The following is a 15681-nucleotide window of genomic DNA, read 5'->3' as shown; positions in this document are numbered from 1 at the left end:
AATACTTTGTTGGTGCGCGCAGCCTCGCTTTCCTGGCTCATCCGCTGTTGCTCGATCGACCGCAAGCGGGCCGGACTGGCCTGGGCTGCAAGAATGGGACGACCGAGATCGCCGGGCAACGGCGATCCGAGGCGAGGCACGTCGCGCGGAATACCGGTATAGGTCGCGCGGCAGCCCGGCAAGGCCGTCGGCCACATTGTGGTGATCGGTGCTGTACAGCTCTTCAGGAAGCTGGACCACGCGTGCGATCCTGCTGCAGGGCCCACAGCACGGCTCCGGGAGCGAGAACGAGCGCGAGTGCCGTGCCCCCGGCCAATACCTTACGCGACAGGCGAGTTCACGGGCGGACGTTCTGGACGCAGGCGCAGTGAGCTGGCTATCTCAGCAGCACTCTTCGGCGAGGTAGAACCAGGACCACCGGCGCCAGTCGTTTGCTTATCAGTCACGACGGCCTCCCGTCGCTTCTGATGATCTGGACCTTTTGCTGAGGGTCGCCACCAAGTCGCAGCTCGGCCGCGGCAAACAGCCGATCGACGATCAGCACGTTTCGATAGATCTGGTAGTTGACGATCTCGGAATTGCCGTCCGGACCGATGACAAACAGCGGAGGCATTTCTCCCGAACGATGCCGGGTGAGAACTCGATATAGACCTTGCGGCCATCGTCATAGACGCCCACCGGCCGCCAAGGCGGATTGTCGCCCTCGAGGGTGTAGCGATAGCGCCGGAGAAGAGTCAGGAAGAACTGGCGTCGGGGAAACAGCTCGGCACGGCCGGGCCTGTCCTCGGGATAGAACCAGGCGACTGATGGCATGTAAGGCTTTTCACGCGAGCGCAGCTCGATGAGATAGGTGCGCCGGTCGGTGTTGACCACGAGGTTGGTCTCAATCGAAGGCCGCGTCGGCTTGACCATGATGTGGACACGTCTCGTATCGCCGCTTCCGCTTTCGGTGTCGCCAACGACCCAGCGCGCGGTGTCGCCAGCCGATACCGGCCCCGAACCCGTGAGCTGCTCGCCGGGCTCGAGTGCGATATCGGTGATCTGTCCGGGGCTCGCGTAGATCTGATAGAGGGCGCCGGGACTAAAAGGGAAGACCTGCACAGCATTGAAGTAGCCGGCGCTACGCGGCTCGACGCGCGCAGCGTCATTGGCGGTCTCGATGCGCGCAATAGGCCTCTTGCCTCAACGTTTCCTTCTTGCCTCCCTTCGCCGGCGTCCAGGACGGCGGAACGTGAAGGGATCGCGGACGATCCTCTGCCAGTGCCGGCGAACTGGGAAGTGGCGGGATATCGTCGTCGTAGCTGATCTGCGGCGGTTTGGAGGTGGCACAGCCGCTGAGTGCAAACATGCAAGCAAACAGAAACGGGCGCATGACCTTGCGCACACTCGGGCTAGCGACTCCAGGAATCTGCATATTCACCGCCCAAGCTCCTTCGACCAGTTGATGGCGTTGACATAGACCCCGAGAGGATTTTTGCGCAGACGATCGGCATCGCGCGGAGTTTCGATCACGATGGTGAGGATGGCGGTCCAGCGCTCGGTGGCAGTAAGCTGCCCATTGTCGTAGCGGCGCTCGATCCAGGCGACCTGAAAGCTTTCCGGCGAGGCACGGATGACGCTGGATATTTCCACTGCGATCTGCAGCTTGCCGAGTTTCGCAAAGGGATCGTTGACGCGGGCGTGGTCATTGAGGGCGGCGGCGCCGCGATCGGTCGTAAAGTCGTAGGCGCGCAGCCAGTCCTGACGCAGCACGATGGCATCAGCCGACAGCCCGCGCACATTCTCGATGAAGCGTGCCAAATGAAAGGCAATCTGCGGATCGGTTGGCTGATAGAAGGGATTGGCTGGGCTAACCGCCTCTGCCTGGCCGAGACGATCGACCTCAACGACCCAGGGCGTAATGCTTCCCTGTGTGGATTGCCAGACGAGACCTGATGCAAGTCCCGCCGACAGGATCAGAGAACCGAAGGCTATAAGTCGCCAGTTTTTGGCCTGCACCCGCGCCGAGCCGATGCGTTCGTCCCACACTTGCGCCGCTTTCTGATAGGGCGTTACGGGCGCGGGCGTGCGGCCATAATGAACGGATGGTCGTTTGAACATCACCGCTTTCCTTCCGAGAGATCGACGGAGGCACCACCTCCACCTTGATCGGCAGAGCGAACGGCGTTGGTCGCGGCGGACGCCCCATGACGCATGGTCTGAATGCGCTTCATACGCCCAGCCCATCTGGATTGAGTGTCCGCAGATGAAGAACTCGCAGCAGTCTGGGCTGCGGCGGCTTCGCCGGCTACAGTGCCGCCGGTTGATGCCGAGCTGCTACTAGAACTTGTCGCAGCGCGGCGGAGCGGACTCGTTGTGGCGGACGCGCCGGCATCCGCGGCGCCGGCCAAACCGCTCGCCCGAAACACGCCGCTCGCACTACCCGCTAGCGCCGCAGTTCCACGCGCGGCACCTGCGAGTGCACCGAGGCTGCCTGCAGCAAGGCCCGCGCCGGCGACCACGACCCGCCGGCAGCTAACCCCGTGCCGACGGAGGCTCCGGCGCCAAGCTGCGGACCGCCGGACACGATGCCGTTGGCGATGCCCGGCCCAAAGATCCCCAGGCCCAGTAGCGCCAATGCTGCGAGCACCAGGGCCATGGCATCTTCAATGCCGATCTGTGCACTGCTCGAGCCCGCGGTAAACTGCGAAAACAGCGTCGAGCCGATGCCGACGATGACCGCGAGCACCATGACCTTGACGCCCGATGAGATGACGTTGCCGAGCACGCGTTCGGCGGCAAAAGCCGTCTTGCCGAACAAACCAAAGGGGATCAGGATGAAGCCGGCGAGCGTCGTCAGCTTAAATTCAATCAGAGTGACAAAGAGCTGGATTGCCAGGATGAAGAAGGCGAGCAGCACGGTCACCCAGGCGAACAGCAACACCACGATCTGGATGAAATTTTCGAAGAAGCTGACATAGCCCATCAAGCCCGAGATTGAGTCCAGGATTGGCCTCCCCGCATCGATACCGACCTGTGCGATCCGCCCCGGGCGCAGGAAATCAGCCGATGATAGTCCAGTTCCTGAGGCTTCCAGGCCGAGACCGGCAAAGCTCGAAAACGATGCGGGCGAGGTTGTTCCAGTTGCCGATCAGGTAAGCGAAGACGCCGACGAACAGCGTCTTTCTCACGAGGCGAGCGATGATGTCCTCGTCGGTACCCCAGGCCCAGAACAGAGCGGCCAGCGTGACATCGATCGCGGCAAGCGTGGTTGCGAGGAAGGCGACTTCGTTGCCAAGCAGCCCAAAGCCAGAGTCGATATAGCGGGTAAACGTTTCCAGGAATCGGTCGATGACGCCGGTGCCACCCATGGATCACTCGCGTTCGGGTGTTGCAACGGGCGGCCAGCCCTGGGGAAGACGATCGGGATGCTTGGGCTGCGCCAACGAGGGTGTCGGGCTGCCTGGTTGAGCATCGGGGAAGTAACGCCCGGAGTTTTCTTTGATCCAAGGAAGCGACGGCGGTTCTCCGCCCAAATCGGACGGCAATCCTGGAGTTCTGCAACCTGCTCGGAGGTGACCTTCCAGCAGCGTTCGAGTTCGCCGCCAAGCGGACTGGTTGCCCGGGATGCCGACGATCTAGCCGGTGGACCTTCGCTGTCGCCGCGGAGCTGGATTGTGCACGCTGCGACAAGGATGGGGACGGCAGCCGCTGTCGTCACAAGCATCACCCGCTTAAGTCCACCACGTCCGCTCATTGGTGAAACATCCGAACTATCGAAGGCTGATAGCCTCGACCGGGTGCGAGAAAGCGACGAAGCTGCTCCCTGCCCTGATCCTGCGCGGTGGTACGCTGAGCCATTTCGAGATTTTGCGCCCGCCCCTGCGCGGCAACGGCGGCCGTAAGGTCGGCGAGCTGCTGCGCCTGCAGACCAAGGAGCTGATTGCCGGCCTGACTGGCCTGCAGCGCGCCGGTCGCGCCCTGGCTTGCGCCAACGAGGGCCGACATCTCCTTGCGGTGGGTGTCGAGATTGCCGACCACGGTCGCCTGAACCCGCAGGGCATCCTGCAATCCCGCCACAGAATTCTGCCAGCGTGTTTGCGCATTCGCGATCAGCGCTTGATCTGATCTGTTCGCCGAAACGGGCGCATAGGTCGTCGAGAACGCCCGATCGATCTGATTGATGTCGTAGGCAATGCGCTGCGCCTGAGCGAGAAGCTGTTGGGTTCGCTGGATTGACTGCTCGAGCTGCTGCAAGGAGGAATACGGCAGGCTGGCGAGATTTTTGGCCTGATTGATCAGCATCTGCGCCTGGTTCTGCAGCGAGGTGATCTGGTTATTGATCTGCTGCAGCTCACGTGCAGCCGTGAGCACGTTCTGCGCATAGTTATTAGGATCGAACACGATCAACTGGCCGGATGTTGGCGAAGCGGTACATACAATCGCAATTGCGAGCGCACCCACCGCTGAGAGGTGACGGCGGCGCTTCATGACAAGCCTTCCTGCTTGATGAGACGGGGTATGAGATCGGCGGCCCAACCCAGCCCACGTGCGGCGAGCCAGCCGGTGACAAACTCCTCACGGCCATGTTCGGCCAGCACGCGCTCGATCATTGCCTGATCGGACTTTGATGAAGCGGCCGTAAAGGCGAGTGCGAATTCTTCAAGACCGAGTTCGAACAGGCGATTGCCGCGCCGGGACTGGCAGTAGTAGTCGCGCTTTGGCGTGGCGCGCGCGAGGATCTCGATCTGCCGGTCGTTGAGGCCGAAGCGTCGATAGATGGCCGAGATCTGCGGCTCGATCGCCCGTTCGTTCGGAAGGAACAGCCGCGTTGGGCAACTCTCGATGATGGCAGGCGCAATCGCGGAGCCGTCGATATCCGAGAGCGACTGGGTGGCAAAGATGACGGAGGCATTCTTCTTCCGCAGCGTCTTCAGCCATTCGCGGACCTGGCCGGCAAACCCTTCATCATCGAGTGCGAGCCAACCTTCGTCGACAATGAGTAGCGTGGGCCTTCCGTCGAGCTGCCCCTCAATTCGGTGATAGAGATAGGACAGGACCGCAGGTGCGGCACCGGTGCCGATCAGCCCCTCGGTTTCGAACACCTGGACCGGAGCGGAGCCTAACCGCTCGGCTTCAGCATCGAGCAACCGTCCAAAAGGGCCACCGAGGCAATAGGGTTGAAGCGCCCTTTTCAGGCCCTGGGACTGCAGCAGCACGGACAAACCGGTCAACGTCCGTTCGCCAATAGGCGCCGAAGCCAGCGAAGACAGCGCCGACCAAAGATGCTCCTTGGCTTCGGGCGTCATGTCGATCTTTTCGCGGGCGAGAATGGCTGCGATCCATTCCGCCGCCCAGCCGCGCTCGGCCGCATCGTCAATCATGGCTAGCGGCTGCAGGGCGACCGGTTCGGAGGCGCTATCGGACAGCGCACCGCCAAGATCGTGCCAATCGCCCTTCATGGCGAGCGCCGCGGCCCTGATCGACCCGCCGAAATCGAAGGCAAAGATCTGGGAGCTTGGATAGCGGCGGAACTGCAGCGCCATCAGCGCAAGCAGCACGGACTTGCCGGCACCGGTCGGACCGACCACCAGCGTGTGCCCGACGTCGCCGACGTGGAGGGAAAAACGAAACGGGCTGGATCCTTCCGTGCGTGCAAAGAACAGCGGCGGCGCACCGAGATGCGCGTCCCTCGCCGGCCCTGCCCAAACCGCGGACAACGGGATCATATGGGCGATGTTCAGGGTCGAAACCGGGGGCTGGCGGACGTTGGCATAAACGTGGCCGGGCAACGAGCCCAGCCAGGCATCGACGGCATTGATGGACTCCACCATGCACGTGAAGTCGCGTCCCTGAATGACCTTCTCGACCAAGCGCAACCGTTCGTCCGCGATGCGCGGATTCTCGTCCCAGACCGAGATCGTGGCGGTAACAAACGCCTCTCCGATCAGATCGGAGCCGAGCTCCTGCAACGCGGCGTCGGCGTCGATGGCCTTGTTGGCTGCGTCAGTGTCGATCAGCAACGAAGTCTCGTTCGTCATCACCTCCTTCAGGATCGCGGCAACCGATTTCCGTTTGGCGAACCATTGCCGCCGGATCCTGGTCAGGAGCTTCGTTGCGTCTGCCTTGTCGAGCATGATCGCCCGGGTCGACCAACGATAAGGGAAGGCAAGCCGATTGAGATCGTCCAGGATCCCCGGCGTGGTTGCCGTCGGAAACCCGACAATCGTGAGCACCCGCAGGTGTTGGTCGCCCAGCATCGGCTCGAGCCCACCCGTCAGGGGCTCGTCCGCCAACAGCGCATCGAGATACATGGGAATCTCGGGAACGCGGACGCGATGTATCTTGGTCGAGACGCAAGCATGCAGGTACGTCAGGGTCTCGCCGTCATCGAGCCATCGGCACTCCGGCATAAACCCTTCGACCAGTTGCAGCACGCGGTCGGTCCGATCGACAAAGCCGCGCAATACCTGGTGGGCGCCGGCAGCCTCCCCGCGCTCAGGTCCCTCATAAAGGAGACGCTCGGCGCGCGCCTCATCCTCAGCCGGCGGCAGATACAGGAAGGTGAGGAAATAGGCTGACTCGTAGTGAGCTCCCTCTTCCTCGAATTGCGCCCGGCGCTCGGCATCGACCAGGGCCGATGCCACATCCGGGCAACTGCTCGGCGGATAGGCGTTCGATGAATACCTCTGCGCCTCCATAAACACCGCCCAGCCGGATCCGAGGCGCCTTAAGGCGTTACTGAGGCGGCCGGCAACCGCAACGAGCTCCGCCGGAACGGAAGAATCAAGATCGGGGCCGCGAAAACGCGCGGTCCTCTGAAACGATCCGTCCTTGTTGAGGACGACGCCTTCGTCGACCAGTGCGGCCCATGGCAGGAAATCCGCAAGACATGTAGTGGAGCGGCGGTATTCGGCAAGGTTCATCATTGGTTGCTCACACATTCAGATGGGTTGGGATGCGCAGATGGCGTCTTGCAGTTTCGACAAAGAGCGGATCGCGCTTCGCGGCCCAGACGGCAGCGGCATGACCGATTGCCCACATCAGGAGGCCCGCGATCCACAACCGCAGGCCGAGGCCGAGCGCAGCGGCGACGGTGCCGTTGACGATGGCGATCGCACGCGGCGCGCCGCCGAGCAGGATCGGTTCGGTCAGCGCGCGGTGCACCGGAATTGCAAAACCCTCGACCGGCCCGTCCATCAGATCAGCACTCCGCCGCCGAATGAGAAAAATGCCAGGAAGAAGCTCGAGGCTGCGAACGCAATCGACAGACCGAAAACGATCTGGATCAGGCGCCGAAAACCGCCCGAAGTGTCGCCGAAGGCGAGCGTAAGGCCCGTGACGATGATGATGATGACGGCCAGAATCTTGGCGACGGGCCCCTCGACCGACTGTAGGATCTGGTTAAGCGGCTGCTCCCACGGCATGTTGGAGCCAGCGGCCTCTGCAGTAGGCGAGATCGCCACGGAGCTGAGAGCTACCGCAACAGCTATCATCCCGCTTCTCAATGTGACGCCGTTCATGATTGGTCTCCTGCGGGTGAAATGAGGTAGTCGCCCTCGGTCGTCAGGCCATCGACACGCGCGAGTTCTGTCAGCCGACGGTCTGCGCCGCGGCCGGAGAGAACGGCAATCACGTCGATGGTCTCCGCGATCAGCGCCCGCGGCACAGTGATGACGGCTTCCTGGATAAGCTGTTCGAGGCGGCGAAGCGCACCTAACGCCGTACCGGCATGAATGGTACCGACGCCCCCGGGGTGGCCAGTGCCCCAGGCCTTGAGTAGGTCGAGCGCCTCGGCCCCTCGCACCTCACCGATTGGGATTCGGTCCGGGCGTAGCCGGAGCGAGGAGCGCACGAGGTCGGACAGCGAGGCGACACCGTCCTTGGTGCGCAGCGCCACGAGATTAGCCGACTTGCATTGGAGTTCGCGCGTATCCTCGATCAGCACGACGCGATCAGCTGTTCTTGCAATCTCGGCCAGCAGGGCATTGGTCAGCGTGGTCTTGCCGGTCGAGGTACCGCCGGCCACGAGGATGTTTTGACGGTCCCGGACAGCGTTCCGCAGCCCTTCAGCCTGAGCGACTGTCAGGATGCCGGCGGCGACATAGTCGTCGAGCGTGAAGACGGCCACCGCCGGCTTGCGAATGGCAAAGGCCGGAGCGGTCACCACGGGCGGCAGCAACCCCTCAAAACGCTCTCCCGTCTCGGGCAACTCGGCCGAGACGCGGGGACTTGCCGGATGAACCTCCGCGCCGACGTGATGGGCAACGAGCCGCACGATGCGCTCGCCGTCGGCTGCGGCGAGACGCTCGCCGGTATCTGTCATGCCCCCCGACAACCGATCGACCCAGAGCCGGCCATCGGGATTGAGCATGACCTCGACGATCCCAGCGTCTTCGAGCCAGGCCGCTATCGTCGGTCCGAGCGCGGTGCGCAACATGCGTGCACCACGCGAGGCCGCCTCGGACTGAAAGGAATGAACTGCCACGCTTGTCCCCAAGGTCGCCGAGAGATATGAGCTCGGCGGTGGGGATCAGTAGAAAAGGCAGGTTACGCGCTCGTGCAACAAGCTCAAATCAGGCGGCGTGCCGTGGCGTAGCAAAAGAAAAGATGGCGGGATCACTCACGAGGAACGGTTGGCGACGGTTGTGCCGGATCGATGTCGAGCGAGATCTCCTGGGCCAGGGTCTGGCCCCTGGCCAGCCGGCGCCCGAGGGCCTCGACAAACCCCTCATACCGCTCCCGGCCCTTGGCCTGCGCAGCGGGCTGCGCCGTATCAGGCAGCGGCGGCGTTGCCGTCAGCCAGAACCGCACGAACAAGGCCAGTGCCTCATTTGAAATGGTGATGTGACGCTCCAGCCGCTCGACGTGCCGGGTCAGCCGGTCAAGGCGACGGCCGAGCGCCGCTTCCATCCGCTCCGAATTATCCGGCGACAGGAATGAGGCCAGCGCAGTTTCGACAATGAGCGCCTGCGGCACCCGCTTGCGGCTGGCGTGGTCAGCGAGCTTGCCCGCTAGGTCAGGAGGCAGACGAAACGTGTGCTTGGTTCGCATTATCTCATCCTAGAGGTCGAGGCCGTCGTCTGGATCCATCGCGGCCTGACGCGCCAGACCGGGAACGTTCATGCGCAGCACACGCGCCCGTACGGCGTCACCGTCGCCCTCGTCTTCCGTGAAGTCGAACTCCGGTGGAGGCTTCAAGGCCTCTGGCGCGATATTTTCATGCTCGGGAAACTCCGGCTCGCGGCGAATGCCGGAATTTGCGGTAGATTGCCGAGCACCCGACAAGCTTACCGGCTCGGCAACATTTGAATTTGGCGGAGCTGGCTGCCGGCTCCAATCGTCTGTCGCTGCCCTACCGTCGCGGTCGAGGGAGCTTGAGTTTGGCGGTGGTAGCACGCGCTCGGTCAAACGTGGATCCTCAAAATACCTCGCCTTCTTGGCGCGGATCGGTGGCACGCCGGAAACCAGCACCAGCTCGTCCTCGGGCGGAAGCTGCATCACCTCGCCGGGCGTTAGCAATGGCCGCGCGGTCTCCTGTCGCGAAACCATGAGATGGCCGAGCCACGGGCTAAGCCTGTGACCGGCATAGTTCTTCATCGCCCTTAATTCCGTGGCAGTCCCAAGCGCATCCGAAACCCGCCTGGCGGTACGCTCGTCGTTGGTCGCAAAGGAAACGCGCACATGACAATTATCGAGGATCGCGTTATTCGGCCCGTATGCTCTTTCGATCTGATTGAGCGACTGCGCAATAAGGAAACTCTTAAGCCCATAGCCCGCCATGAAGGCGAGCGCCGACTCGAAGAAATCAAGCCTTCCCAGCGCCGGAAACTCGTCGAGCATGAGCAGCAATCGATGCCGGCGGCCCTTGGCCTGGAGTTCCTCGGTGAGGCGGCGACCGATCTGGTTGAGGATCAACCGCACCAGCGGCTTGGTACGGCTGATGTCCGATGGAGGTACGACGAGATAGAGCGTCGTTGGCCGTTCGTCCTCAATAAGATCCCGGATGCGCCAGTCGCAGCGGCGCGTCACCTCGGCAACAACAGGGTCGCGGTAGAGGCCGAGGAAAGACATCGCGGTCGAAAGCACGCCGGACCGTTCGTTCTCGCTCTTGTTCAATAACTCTCTCGCTGCGGACGCGATCACTGGATGGGTCCCGGCTTCGCCGAGGTGCGGCGTGGTCATCATGGCGCGGAGCGTGGTTTCGATTGGCCGTTTCGGATCGGACAGGAAACTCGCAACACCGGCGAGCGTCTTGTCCTGCTCCGCATAGAGGACGTGAAGGATGGCTCCGACCAGTAGCGCGTGGCTGGTCTTCTCCCAGTGATTGCGCCGTTCCAGCGAGCCCTCGGGATCGACCAACACGTCGGCCACATTTTGCACGTCACGAACTTCCCACTCCCCTCGCCTCACTTCCAACAGAGGGTTGTAGGCTGCACTCCTTGAGTTGGTTGGATCAAACAACAGCACCCGGCCGTGTTGGGCACGAAAGCTGGACGTCAGGGTCCAGTTTTCACCCTTGATGTCATGGACGATGCAACTTCCCGGCCAGGTTAGAAGGGTCGGGACAACAAGTCCGACGCCCTTTCCGGATCTGGTGGGGGCGAAGCACAGCACATGCTCAGGTCCATCGTGCCGCAGATAAAGTCCCTCGAACCGCCCGAGGATCACGCCGTCTGCCCCGGCAAGGCCGGCACTTCGAATCTCAAGTTGGCTGGCCCAGCGCGCGGAACCGTATGTCGCCGCCGTCTCCGCCTCCCGCGCCCGCCACACCGACATCGCGAACGCGACTATGATCGAGATGATCCCGCCGGACGCAGCGACACACGCCCCTTCGACGAACACTCCAGGTGCATAGGCATCATAGGCGTACCACCACCAGAAGAAGGCCGGAGGCAGATAGATGGGAACGCCCGGCGCGAGCTCAAACCAGGGCTGTCCGAGTTGGAGTTGAAAGCCGAGCCGCCATGCTGTCCACTGCGTCGCGGCCCACATCGTGATCAGCACGATAGTCAAGAGCAGGGCGACCTGGCCCCAAAGTATTCTGGTTGCGGACATGGGATGGAATATCAAATGAGTCCGTAATCCTCAGACAAGCCATCCTGCTGGTTGCGAGTATTTTCGGATATCCAGGCGAGCAGATTGGTGCGTCAGTCGCCGAGCGTCGTAGAAATCGCAGCCCGCACGTATCGCGAAAGGTGTGAAAGCGGACTTAGCCCTGGCATCGGACGAGATAGTTGTCCCCCTGTCGCCTGCCGGTGGCCTGGGACGCAGCACTTAGTTCCTTGCGGTCGGCAGGTTGATCGGGCAGCTCCAACAGACTGGCGGCGTGAAGCAAAGCTCGCCGATAATCGAAGAGCTGATGTCGGCTTCACTTCCAGTAGCGGACAGTCCAACAGGGTGTTGGACTGTCCGCTTCGTGCCAGAGGACTAAACCGCTCGCGCGGTAGGACGCTGCGGCAGACGCCACGGCGAAGCAATAGGCGACAAGGCATCCGGACGAGCGGGGCAATTGCCCGTTGCGCGCGATGATCCCATGATTGAAGACGTGCTACTCTTGAGTTCGTGGCGGAGCACCAACCATTGCACAAGAGCCAACTCGAACCCCGGGCACTCTCGATCGCGATTGTGCGCACTGTCGCGCTAATTGCACCCAGTCCAGGATCTCGATGCAAGCAGAATTACAAATGCGGTGATGCTCTTGACGAGCAGCTCGAAACAGTTTCGGCTCACATAGCTCCGGGCTTTCCAGGTCGCGAGAGATTAGTTTGCCTCCGCGATCCAAACATCGGTGAACTCACGTCTAGATTGTGTGGTGTGTTATTTTTGCTACGGCCAAGCCATTGAAAGTACGGATGCCACGGAACATTAAATCCCCATGGGCGATCTTCCTGATCGTCTGAAGGTTGTTTGCGGGTGCGCCGCGACTTAGCTCGCGCACGCGGCACCATCCTACGTCCCCCCAGCGCGGTTTCCTCCTTTGGAGGCTTTCGGACGCCGGCCGCCGAACTCGCGGCGCCGTCCTTCAAGCGGCCGGCATCCGAAACCCTTCACACACCCGGACATCACTCAATTATCGCGTGCTGTCATCAAGTTGACTAACGAGACGTTGAACCCAAGTTCGCCCAGCTAGACCTACTCTCAAAGGGGATCAAAGGCAGGCGATCCGCGAACATGAGCTTTGTGAGGAGCCAACCTAAGCTGCTGAGGTGCCTGATCAAAATGATCCGAGCACAAAAGGAGACTGCAATGTTCCGCCTCCTCGTTAGTCTTGCCGCAGCCTCGTGTATTTTGGTCGAGGTCACCGCCGCCCATGCAGACGACATAAAGCGCGTCTCTGCGAACGGGACTGAGCTTTCCTACGTGGAAGTTGGCCAGGGCGAACCGGTCATATTTGTTCACGGCGGCCTTCAGGATTACCGCATGTGGCTGGCGCATCTTCCAAAATTCGCCGAGCGCTACCGCGCAATAGCCTACAGCCGCCGCAACCACTTTCCAAACGAGGCAAGCCCCGAGGGGACGCCGGATGGAGCCGCGGATGCGCATGGCGAGGATCTTGCCGCTTTTGTACGGGCTTTAGGCTTGTCAAAAGTGCGGGTCGTTGCGCATTCGTCGGGCGCGCATACCGCGCTGTTTTTTGCCGCCGCACATCCAGAAATGGTGGTCAGCCTGACGCTAAATGAACCGCCCGCGACCGGAATCTTGGCCGGCATCCCCGGCGCCGCTGATATGCTGAAGGAGTGGGGCAATGGCATGGCGCCGGCGAGAGAAGCGTTCAAGGCAGGCGACGTCAAGGCTGGGATACCGCTGTTCGTGAACGCAGTCGCCGGCCCGGGCGGTTATGAACGTCGCTCCGATGCCGACAAAAAGATGAACTTGGACAATGCGGCATCCCATCAGGCCGATGCAACGACGAAGCGCCCGAGGCCGGTTTTCACGTGCGATATGGCCAAGGCGATCGTTGCGCCGACGCTTTTATCCAACGGAGAGCGGAGTCCAAAATTTTTCCATCTAATTGTCGACCAGTTAGAGGTATGCCTGCCAAATCGCGAGAGGATTGTCATTGCCAAAAGTTCGCATACCGTGCCTGCCGAAGCTCCTGACGCTTACGATCAGGCTGTCCTTACGTTTCTGAGCAAACATTGACGCCGTAGTCTGCGTTGGGTCAAATTCGGAAGTCCGGGTGTTCAACTCGGCACTCCGCTTGACCCCTCAAGAACAGACATCATCAGTCGGGTCCATCCATCAGGTCCGAAAAGTGCCAGGAGCGGGCATTCAGTTCGCTCGCGCGGATGGGCTAGCTCCGCTCGCGGGGGCCCTGCGGCGGCTCAGGATTGTTGGCGGGATTGGTATCGTACTTGGATATTCGCGTGATGAGCCCGCTAGTGGCGAGCGGCTGCAAGTCCGCCTCCAGCGCGTCAGCAATCTCCTTGGCATAGACCTCCCGGTCGTCCACGTAGACTGTAAAGGATCTCAAATACTTTTCCTTCTTCGCCGGATTTTCGATCGTCGCCTTCGTCCACTGGTAGAGCGGATAGTTTTCGACGCCGTGCTCTTCGGCTGCGGCGACATACTCCGCAAAGGCGTCGAACTGGCATTTCAGCGCAGCGCGATGCTCGGCGAGGATATCGAACAGCGGCGCCAGTGCCGGAACACGGAGTTTTCGGCGTACCGATTCCGCCGTGGCAGAATCGTTCAGATCGAACCTAACCTGGTACTGCCACTGAGAAGTCACGCTAGTCTCGCATTCTGTCGCACCCGATTTGTCCCTTTCCGACGCAAGGCGCTACCGCTTCCTCACGAGCAGGTCCGGCACGCGTGTGTCAAGAGCTGGCCGCAATGAACGAACGAAGATCGATCACGATTCGTTGGTAGGGTTCCGCTGTGCGATGCCTTATTGAAGTCCGGTTCGCCCTCAATTGCGGTCATTGGCGTGCAGCGCGGTGAACGACGCGAAGGGCCAAAAGCCGAAGTAAGGCCAGAATTGCAAAATGTCAGACTCCGGTGGAGCCAACTCAACACGAGCGGCTCTTCCGGAAAGCTCCGAAAATCACTACCGTATGCCTTAAATTTTGTGTTCGTCTGGCTCTCTCGGTTGAGAGGCGCAACTATGCTTCGAACCAACAATCTCAAGGTGCTTATCGCCGGCGGCGGCATCGGTGGCCTCACGACCCTGTTGGCGGTGCGGGCTCGCGGCATCGATGCTCAACTTTTCGAGCAGACCGAAGCGTTCCGCCAAGTCGGGGCCGGCATCCAGCTCAGCTCCAACGCCACCCGCATCCTGCGCGCGCTCGGACTCGGCGAGGCCTTGGCGCGCGTCTGCGTGTATCCGGAAGGACGTGACTATCGCGCCTGGGATGATGGCGACCGCCTCTATTATACCCCGCTGGGCGCACGTGCGGAGGCACAGTTCGGCGCGCCGTACTATCACGCCCACCGCGCCGATCTGCTCGACGTTCTGCTCGGTGGGATCGCTAATAAAGGCTTCAGGCTCTATGCGCGCGTCGAGGGATCTGCGCAGACCGCGGACCAGGTCACCGTCAGGCTGGCGGACGGCACAAAGCTCACGGGCGACGTATTGATCGGCGCCGACGGCATCCACTCGACGGTGCGCGGGCAGCTTTTCGGGAAGGAACTGCCCCGCTACACAGGCAATGTCGCCTGGCGTGGGCTGGTGCCGGCCGAGCGGGTGGCTCATCTCGACCTCGGCCGCGTCACCGGCGTCTGGATGGGGCCGAACCGTAGCATCGTGCAGTATTTCGTGGCAGCCGGACGCACGTTCAACTGGATCGGCATCAGCCGCTCAGAGCAGCCGGCGCGTGAATCCTGGCTCGCCGAAGGGCGAATCGAGGATGCGCTCGCCGAGTATTCGGGCTGGAATAGGACCATTCGCTCCATTATCGCCGCGACGCCGCGCGTGCTGCGGCAAGCTCTGTACGACCGCGAGCTGCTGGACTGGCAGGTCGGACGTGTCGTGCTGCTGGGCGATGCCGCGCACCCGATGATGCCGTTCTACGCCCAGGGCGCCGCTCAGAGCATCGAGGATGCTTACGTGCTGGCGGGCTGTCTCGCGGCGAACCCGGCCGAACCGGAGGCCGCGTTACAACGCTACGTGCAGCTTCGTCAGCCGCGCACCGCATGGATGCAGGATTTATCGCGCCGCGAGGAGGAACTTTATCAGATGACCGATGCGGCTGCGATCGCCGCCCGCAACGCCCGCATGCGGACCAATCGCAGCCCGGAGTCGGCAAGCTTCCCGCTCGAGCAAATGCGACTCTATGGCTACGATGCCGAGGCGGTGCTGCGGGGAGGCGCGGGTACGGCATGACCGATCTTTCTCATCGCTTGGTCCTTTCGGACTTCCGGCTTTGTTCAATGTCCTCGTCGCGTCAACGACAGATTTCGCGGAGCACCACGTCCGGCACGCAGTAGTGTTGATGTCAGCACTTCAGCACCAATCCTTTTTGACCGTCTCAGAGTGACCGTTGCTAAGAATCTATGTCATTGCGGCCTTGAGCATCTGCGCTCAAATAGTGTCCGTGTTTCTCAAAGTTTGAGCACGTAATGCTTAAGCAATGGGCGGGGCCTACTTATCTCAGGGCTTTGTTATGCGGCTACGCGGCGTTCGCCGTCCCACATCAAACTGACATCATATAGGGGTTTGACTGTTCCGATGAACTGCGATGGGATGAAGGTGCGCGT

11 protein-coding genes and 4 pseudogenes are annotated in these 15681 nt (G+C 61.7%); 2 read left to right on the top strand and 13 right to left on the bottom strand.

The genetic code is table 11. The features are described 5' to 3' along the window. From ACFXS9_RS08565 to ACFXS9_RS08510, 12 genes and pseudogenes are all read right to left on the bottom strand, one after another. Positions 1-446 (bottom strand): annotated as a pseudogene (locus ACFXS9_RS08565) (conjugal transfer protein TraI); the annotation flags it as partial. After that, positions 443-1372, bottom strand: a pseudogene (gene trbG, locus ACFXS9_RS08560) (P-type conjugative transfer protein TrbG). The pseudogenes trbG and ACFXS9_RS08565, both read right to left, overlap by 4 nt. A 44-nt stretch (positions 1373-1416) precedes the next feature. Beyond that, positions 1417-2100: a conjugal transfer protein TrbF gene (gene trbF, locus ACFXS9_RS08555; protein ID WP_392687469.1), complete on the bottom strand. Its 684-nt coding sequence runs from the start codon at positions 2098-2100 to the stop codon at positions 1417-1419. Continuing rightward, a pseudogene (trbL, locus tag ACFXS9_RS08550) lies at positions 2100-3350 on the bottom strand (P-type conjugative transfer protein TrbL). The gene trbF and the pseudogene trbL overlap by 1 nt, the downstream one beginning before the upstream one ends. 122 nt (positions 3351-3472) lie before the next feature. Next, positions 3473-3706, bottom strand: a pseudogene (gene trbK-alt, locus ACFXS9_RS08545) (putative entry exclusion protein TrbK-alt); the annotation flags it as partial. 26 nt (positions 3707-3732) lie between these two features. Beyond that, positions 3733-4470, bottom strand: a complete 738-nt coding sequence (gene trbJ, locus ACFXS9_RS08540) for a P-type conjugative transfer protein TrbJ (protein ID WP_392687466.1) — start codon at positions 4468-4470, stop codon at positions 3733-3735. Further along, a complete protein-coding gene (trbE, locus tag ACFXS9_RS08535) occupies positions 4467-6908 on the bottom strand; it encodes a conjugal transfer protein TrbE (RefSeq protein ID WP_392687463.1) in 2442 nt (813 codons plus the stop codon). Before trbE ends, trbJ begins: the two co-directional genes overlap by 4 nt. A 7-nt stretch (positions 6909-6915) precedes the next feature. Continuing rightward, on the bottom strand, positions 6916-7179 hold the full coding sequence (locus ACFXS9_RS08530; RefSeq protein ID WP_392687141.1) for a VirB3 family type IV secretion system protein: 264 nt from the start codon (positions 7177-7179) through the stop codon (positions 6916-6918). Beyond that, complete coding sequence (locus tag ACFXS9_RS08525) at positions 7179-7475, bottom strand: TrbC/VirB2 family protein (protein WP_247786674.1); 297 nt, start codon at positions 7473-7475, stop codon at positions 7179-7181. Before ACFXS9_RS08525 ends, ACFXS9_RS08530 begins: the two co-directional genes overlap by 1 nt. A 23-nt stretch (positions 7476-7498) precedes the next feature. Further along, a complete protein-coding gene (gene trbB, locus ACFXS9_RS08520) occupies positions 7499-8467 on the bottom strand; it encodes a P-type conjugative transfer ATPase TrbB (protein ID WP_392687461.1) in 969 nt (322 codons plus the stop codon). Between the two features lie 131 nt (positions 8468-8598). Continuing rightward, positions 8599-9033 (bottom strand): CopG family transcriptional regulator, encoded by a 435-nt coding sequence (locus tag ACFXS9_RS08515; protein ID WP_392687458.1) that lies wholly within the window; start codon positions 9031-9033, stop codon positions 8599-8601. Between the two features lie 9 nt (positions 9034-9042). Then, positions 9043-11037 (bottom strand): conjugal transfer protein TraG, encoded by a 1995-nt coding sequence (locus tag ACFXS9_RS08510; RefSeq protein ID WP_392687455.1) that lies wholly within the window; start codon positions 11035-11037, stop codon positions 9043-9045. 1191 nt (positions 11038-12228) lie between these two features. On the opposite strand from ACFXS9_RS08510, the gene ACFXS9_RS08505 reads away from it, so the two are divergent. After that, positions 12229-13125, top strand: coding sequence for an alpha/beta fold hydrolase (locus tag ACFXS9_RS08505; RefSeq protein ID WP_392687452.1), 897 nt, complete (start codon positions 12229-12231; stop codon positions 13123-13125). 151 nt (positions 13126-13276) lie between these two features. Here ACFXS9_RS08505 and ACFXS9_RS08500 read toward each other — a convergent pair whose 3' ends face one another. Continuing rightward, positions 13277-13714 (bottom strand): hypothetical protein, encoded by a 438-nt coding sequence (locus ACFXS9_RS08500; protein WP_392687449.1) that lies wholly within the window; start codon positions 13712-13714, stop codon positions 13277-13279. Between the two features lie 375 nt (positions 13715-14089). Here ACFXS9_RS08500 and ACFXS9_RS08495 point away from each other — a divergent pair, with 375 nt between their 5' ends. Further along, positions 14090-15307 (top strand): FAD-dependent monooxygenase, encoded by a 1218-nt coding sequence (locus ACFXS9_RS08495; protein WP_392687446.1) that lies wholly within the window; start codon positions 14090-14092, stop codon positions 15305-15307. Positions 15308-15681 lie beyond the last annotated feature (374 nt).

Origin of the sequence: Bradyrhizobium sp. RDI18 (assembly GCF_043203335.1) — a bacterium.
GTDB lineage: Bacteria > Pseudomonadota > Alphaproteobacteria > Rhizobiales > Xanthobacteraceae > Bradyrhizobium > Bradyrhizobium retamae.
Note: the sequence above shows the minus strand (reverse complement) of the source record. Positions and strands in the feature narration are given on the sequence as shown.

Coding starts and splice junctions, on each gene's coding strand:
- ACFXS9_RS08530 (WP_392687141.1), bottom strand. CDS start 7,179: ATGGACGGGCCGGTCGAGGGTTTTGCAATTCCGGTGCACCGCGCGCTG.
- trbJ (WP_392687466.1), bottom strand. CDS start 4,470: ATGAAGCGCCGCCGTCACCTCTCAGCGGTGGGTGCGCTCGCAATTGCG.
- ACFXS9_RS08515 (WP_392687458.1), bottom strand. CDS start 9,033: ATGCGAACCAAGCACACGTTTCGTCTGCCTCCTGACCTAGCGGGCAAG.
- trbE (WP_392687463.1), bottom strand. CDS start 6,908: ATGATGAACCTTGCCGAATACCGCCGCTCCACTACATGTCTTGCGGAT.
- ACFXS9_RS08525 (WP_247786674.1), bottom strand. CDS start 7,475: ATGATAGCTGTTGCGGTAGCTCTCAGCTCCGTGGCGATCTCGCCTACT.
- ACFXS9_RS08510 (WP_392687455.1), bottom strand. CDS start 11,037: ATGTCCGCAACCAGAATACTTTGGGGCCAGGTCGCCCTGCTCTTGACT.
- trbF (WP_392687469.1), bottom strand. CDS start 2,100: ATGTTCAAACGACCATCCGTTCATTATGGCCGCACGCCCGCGCCCGTA.
- ACFXS9_RS08505 (WP_392687452.1), top strand. CDS start 12,229: ATGTTCCGCCTCCTCGTTAGTCTTGCCGCAGCCTCGTGTATTTTGGTC.
- ACFXS9_RS08495 (WP_392687446.1), top strand. CDS start 14,090: ATGCTTCGAACCAACAATCTCAAGGTGCTTATCGCCGGCGGCGGCATC.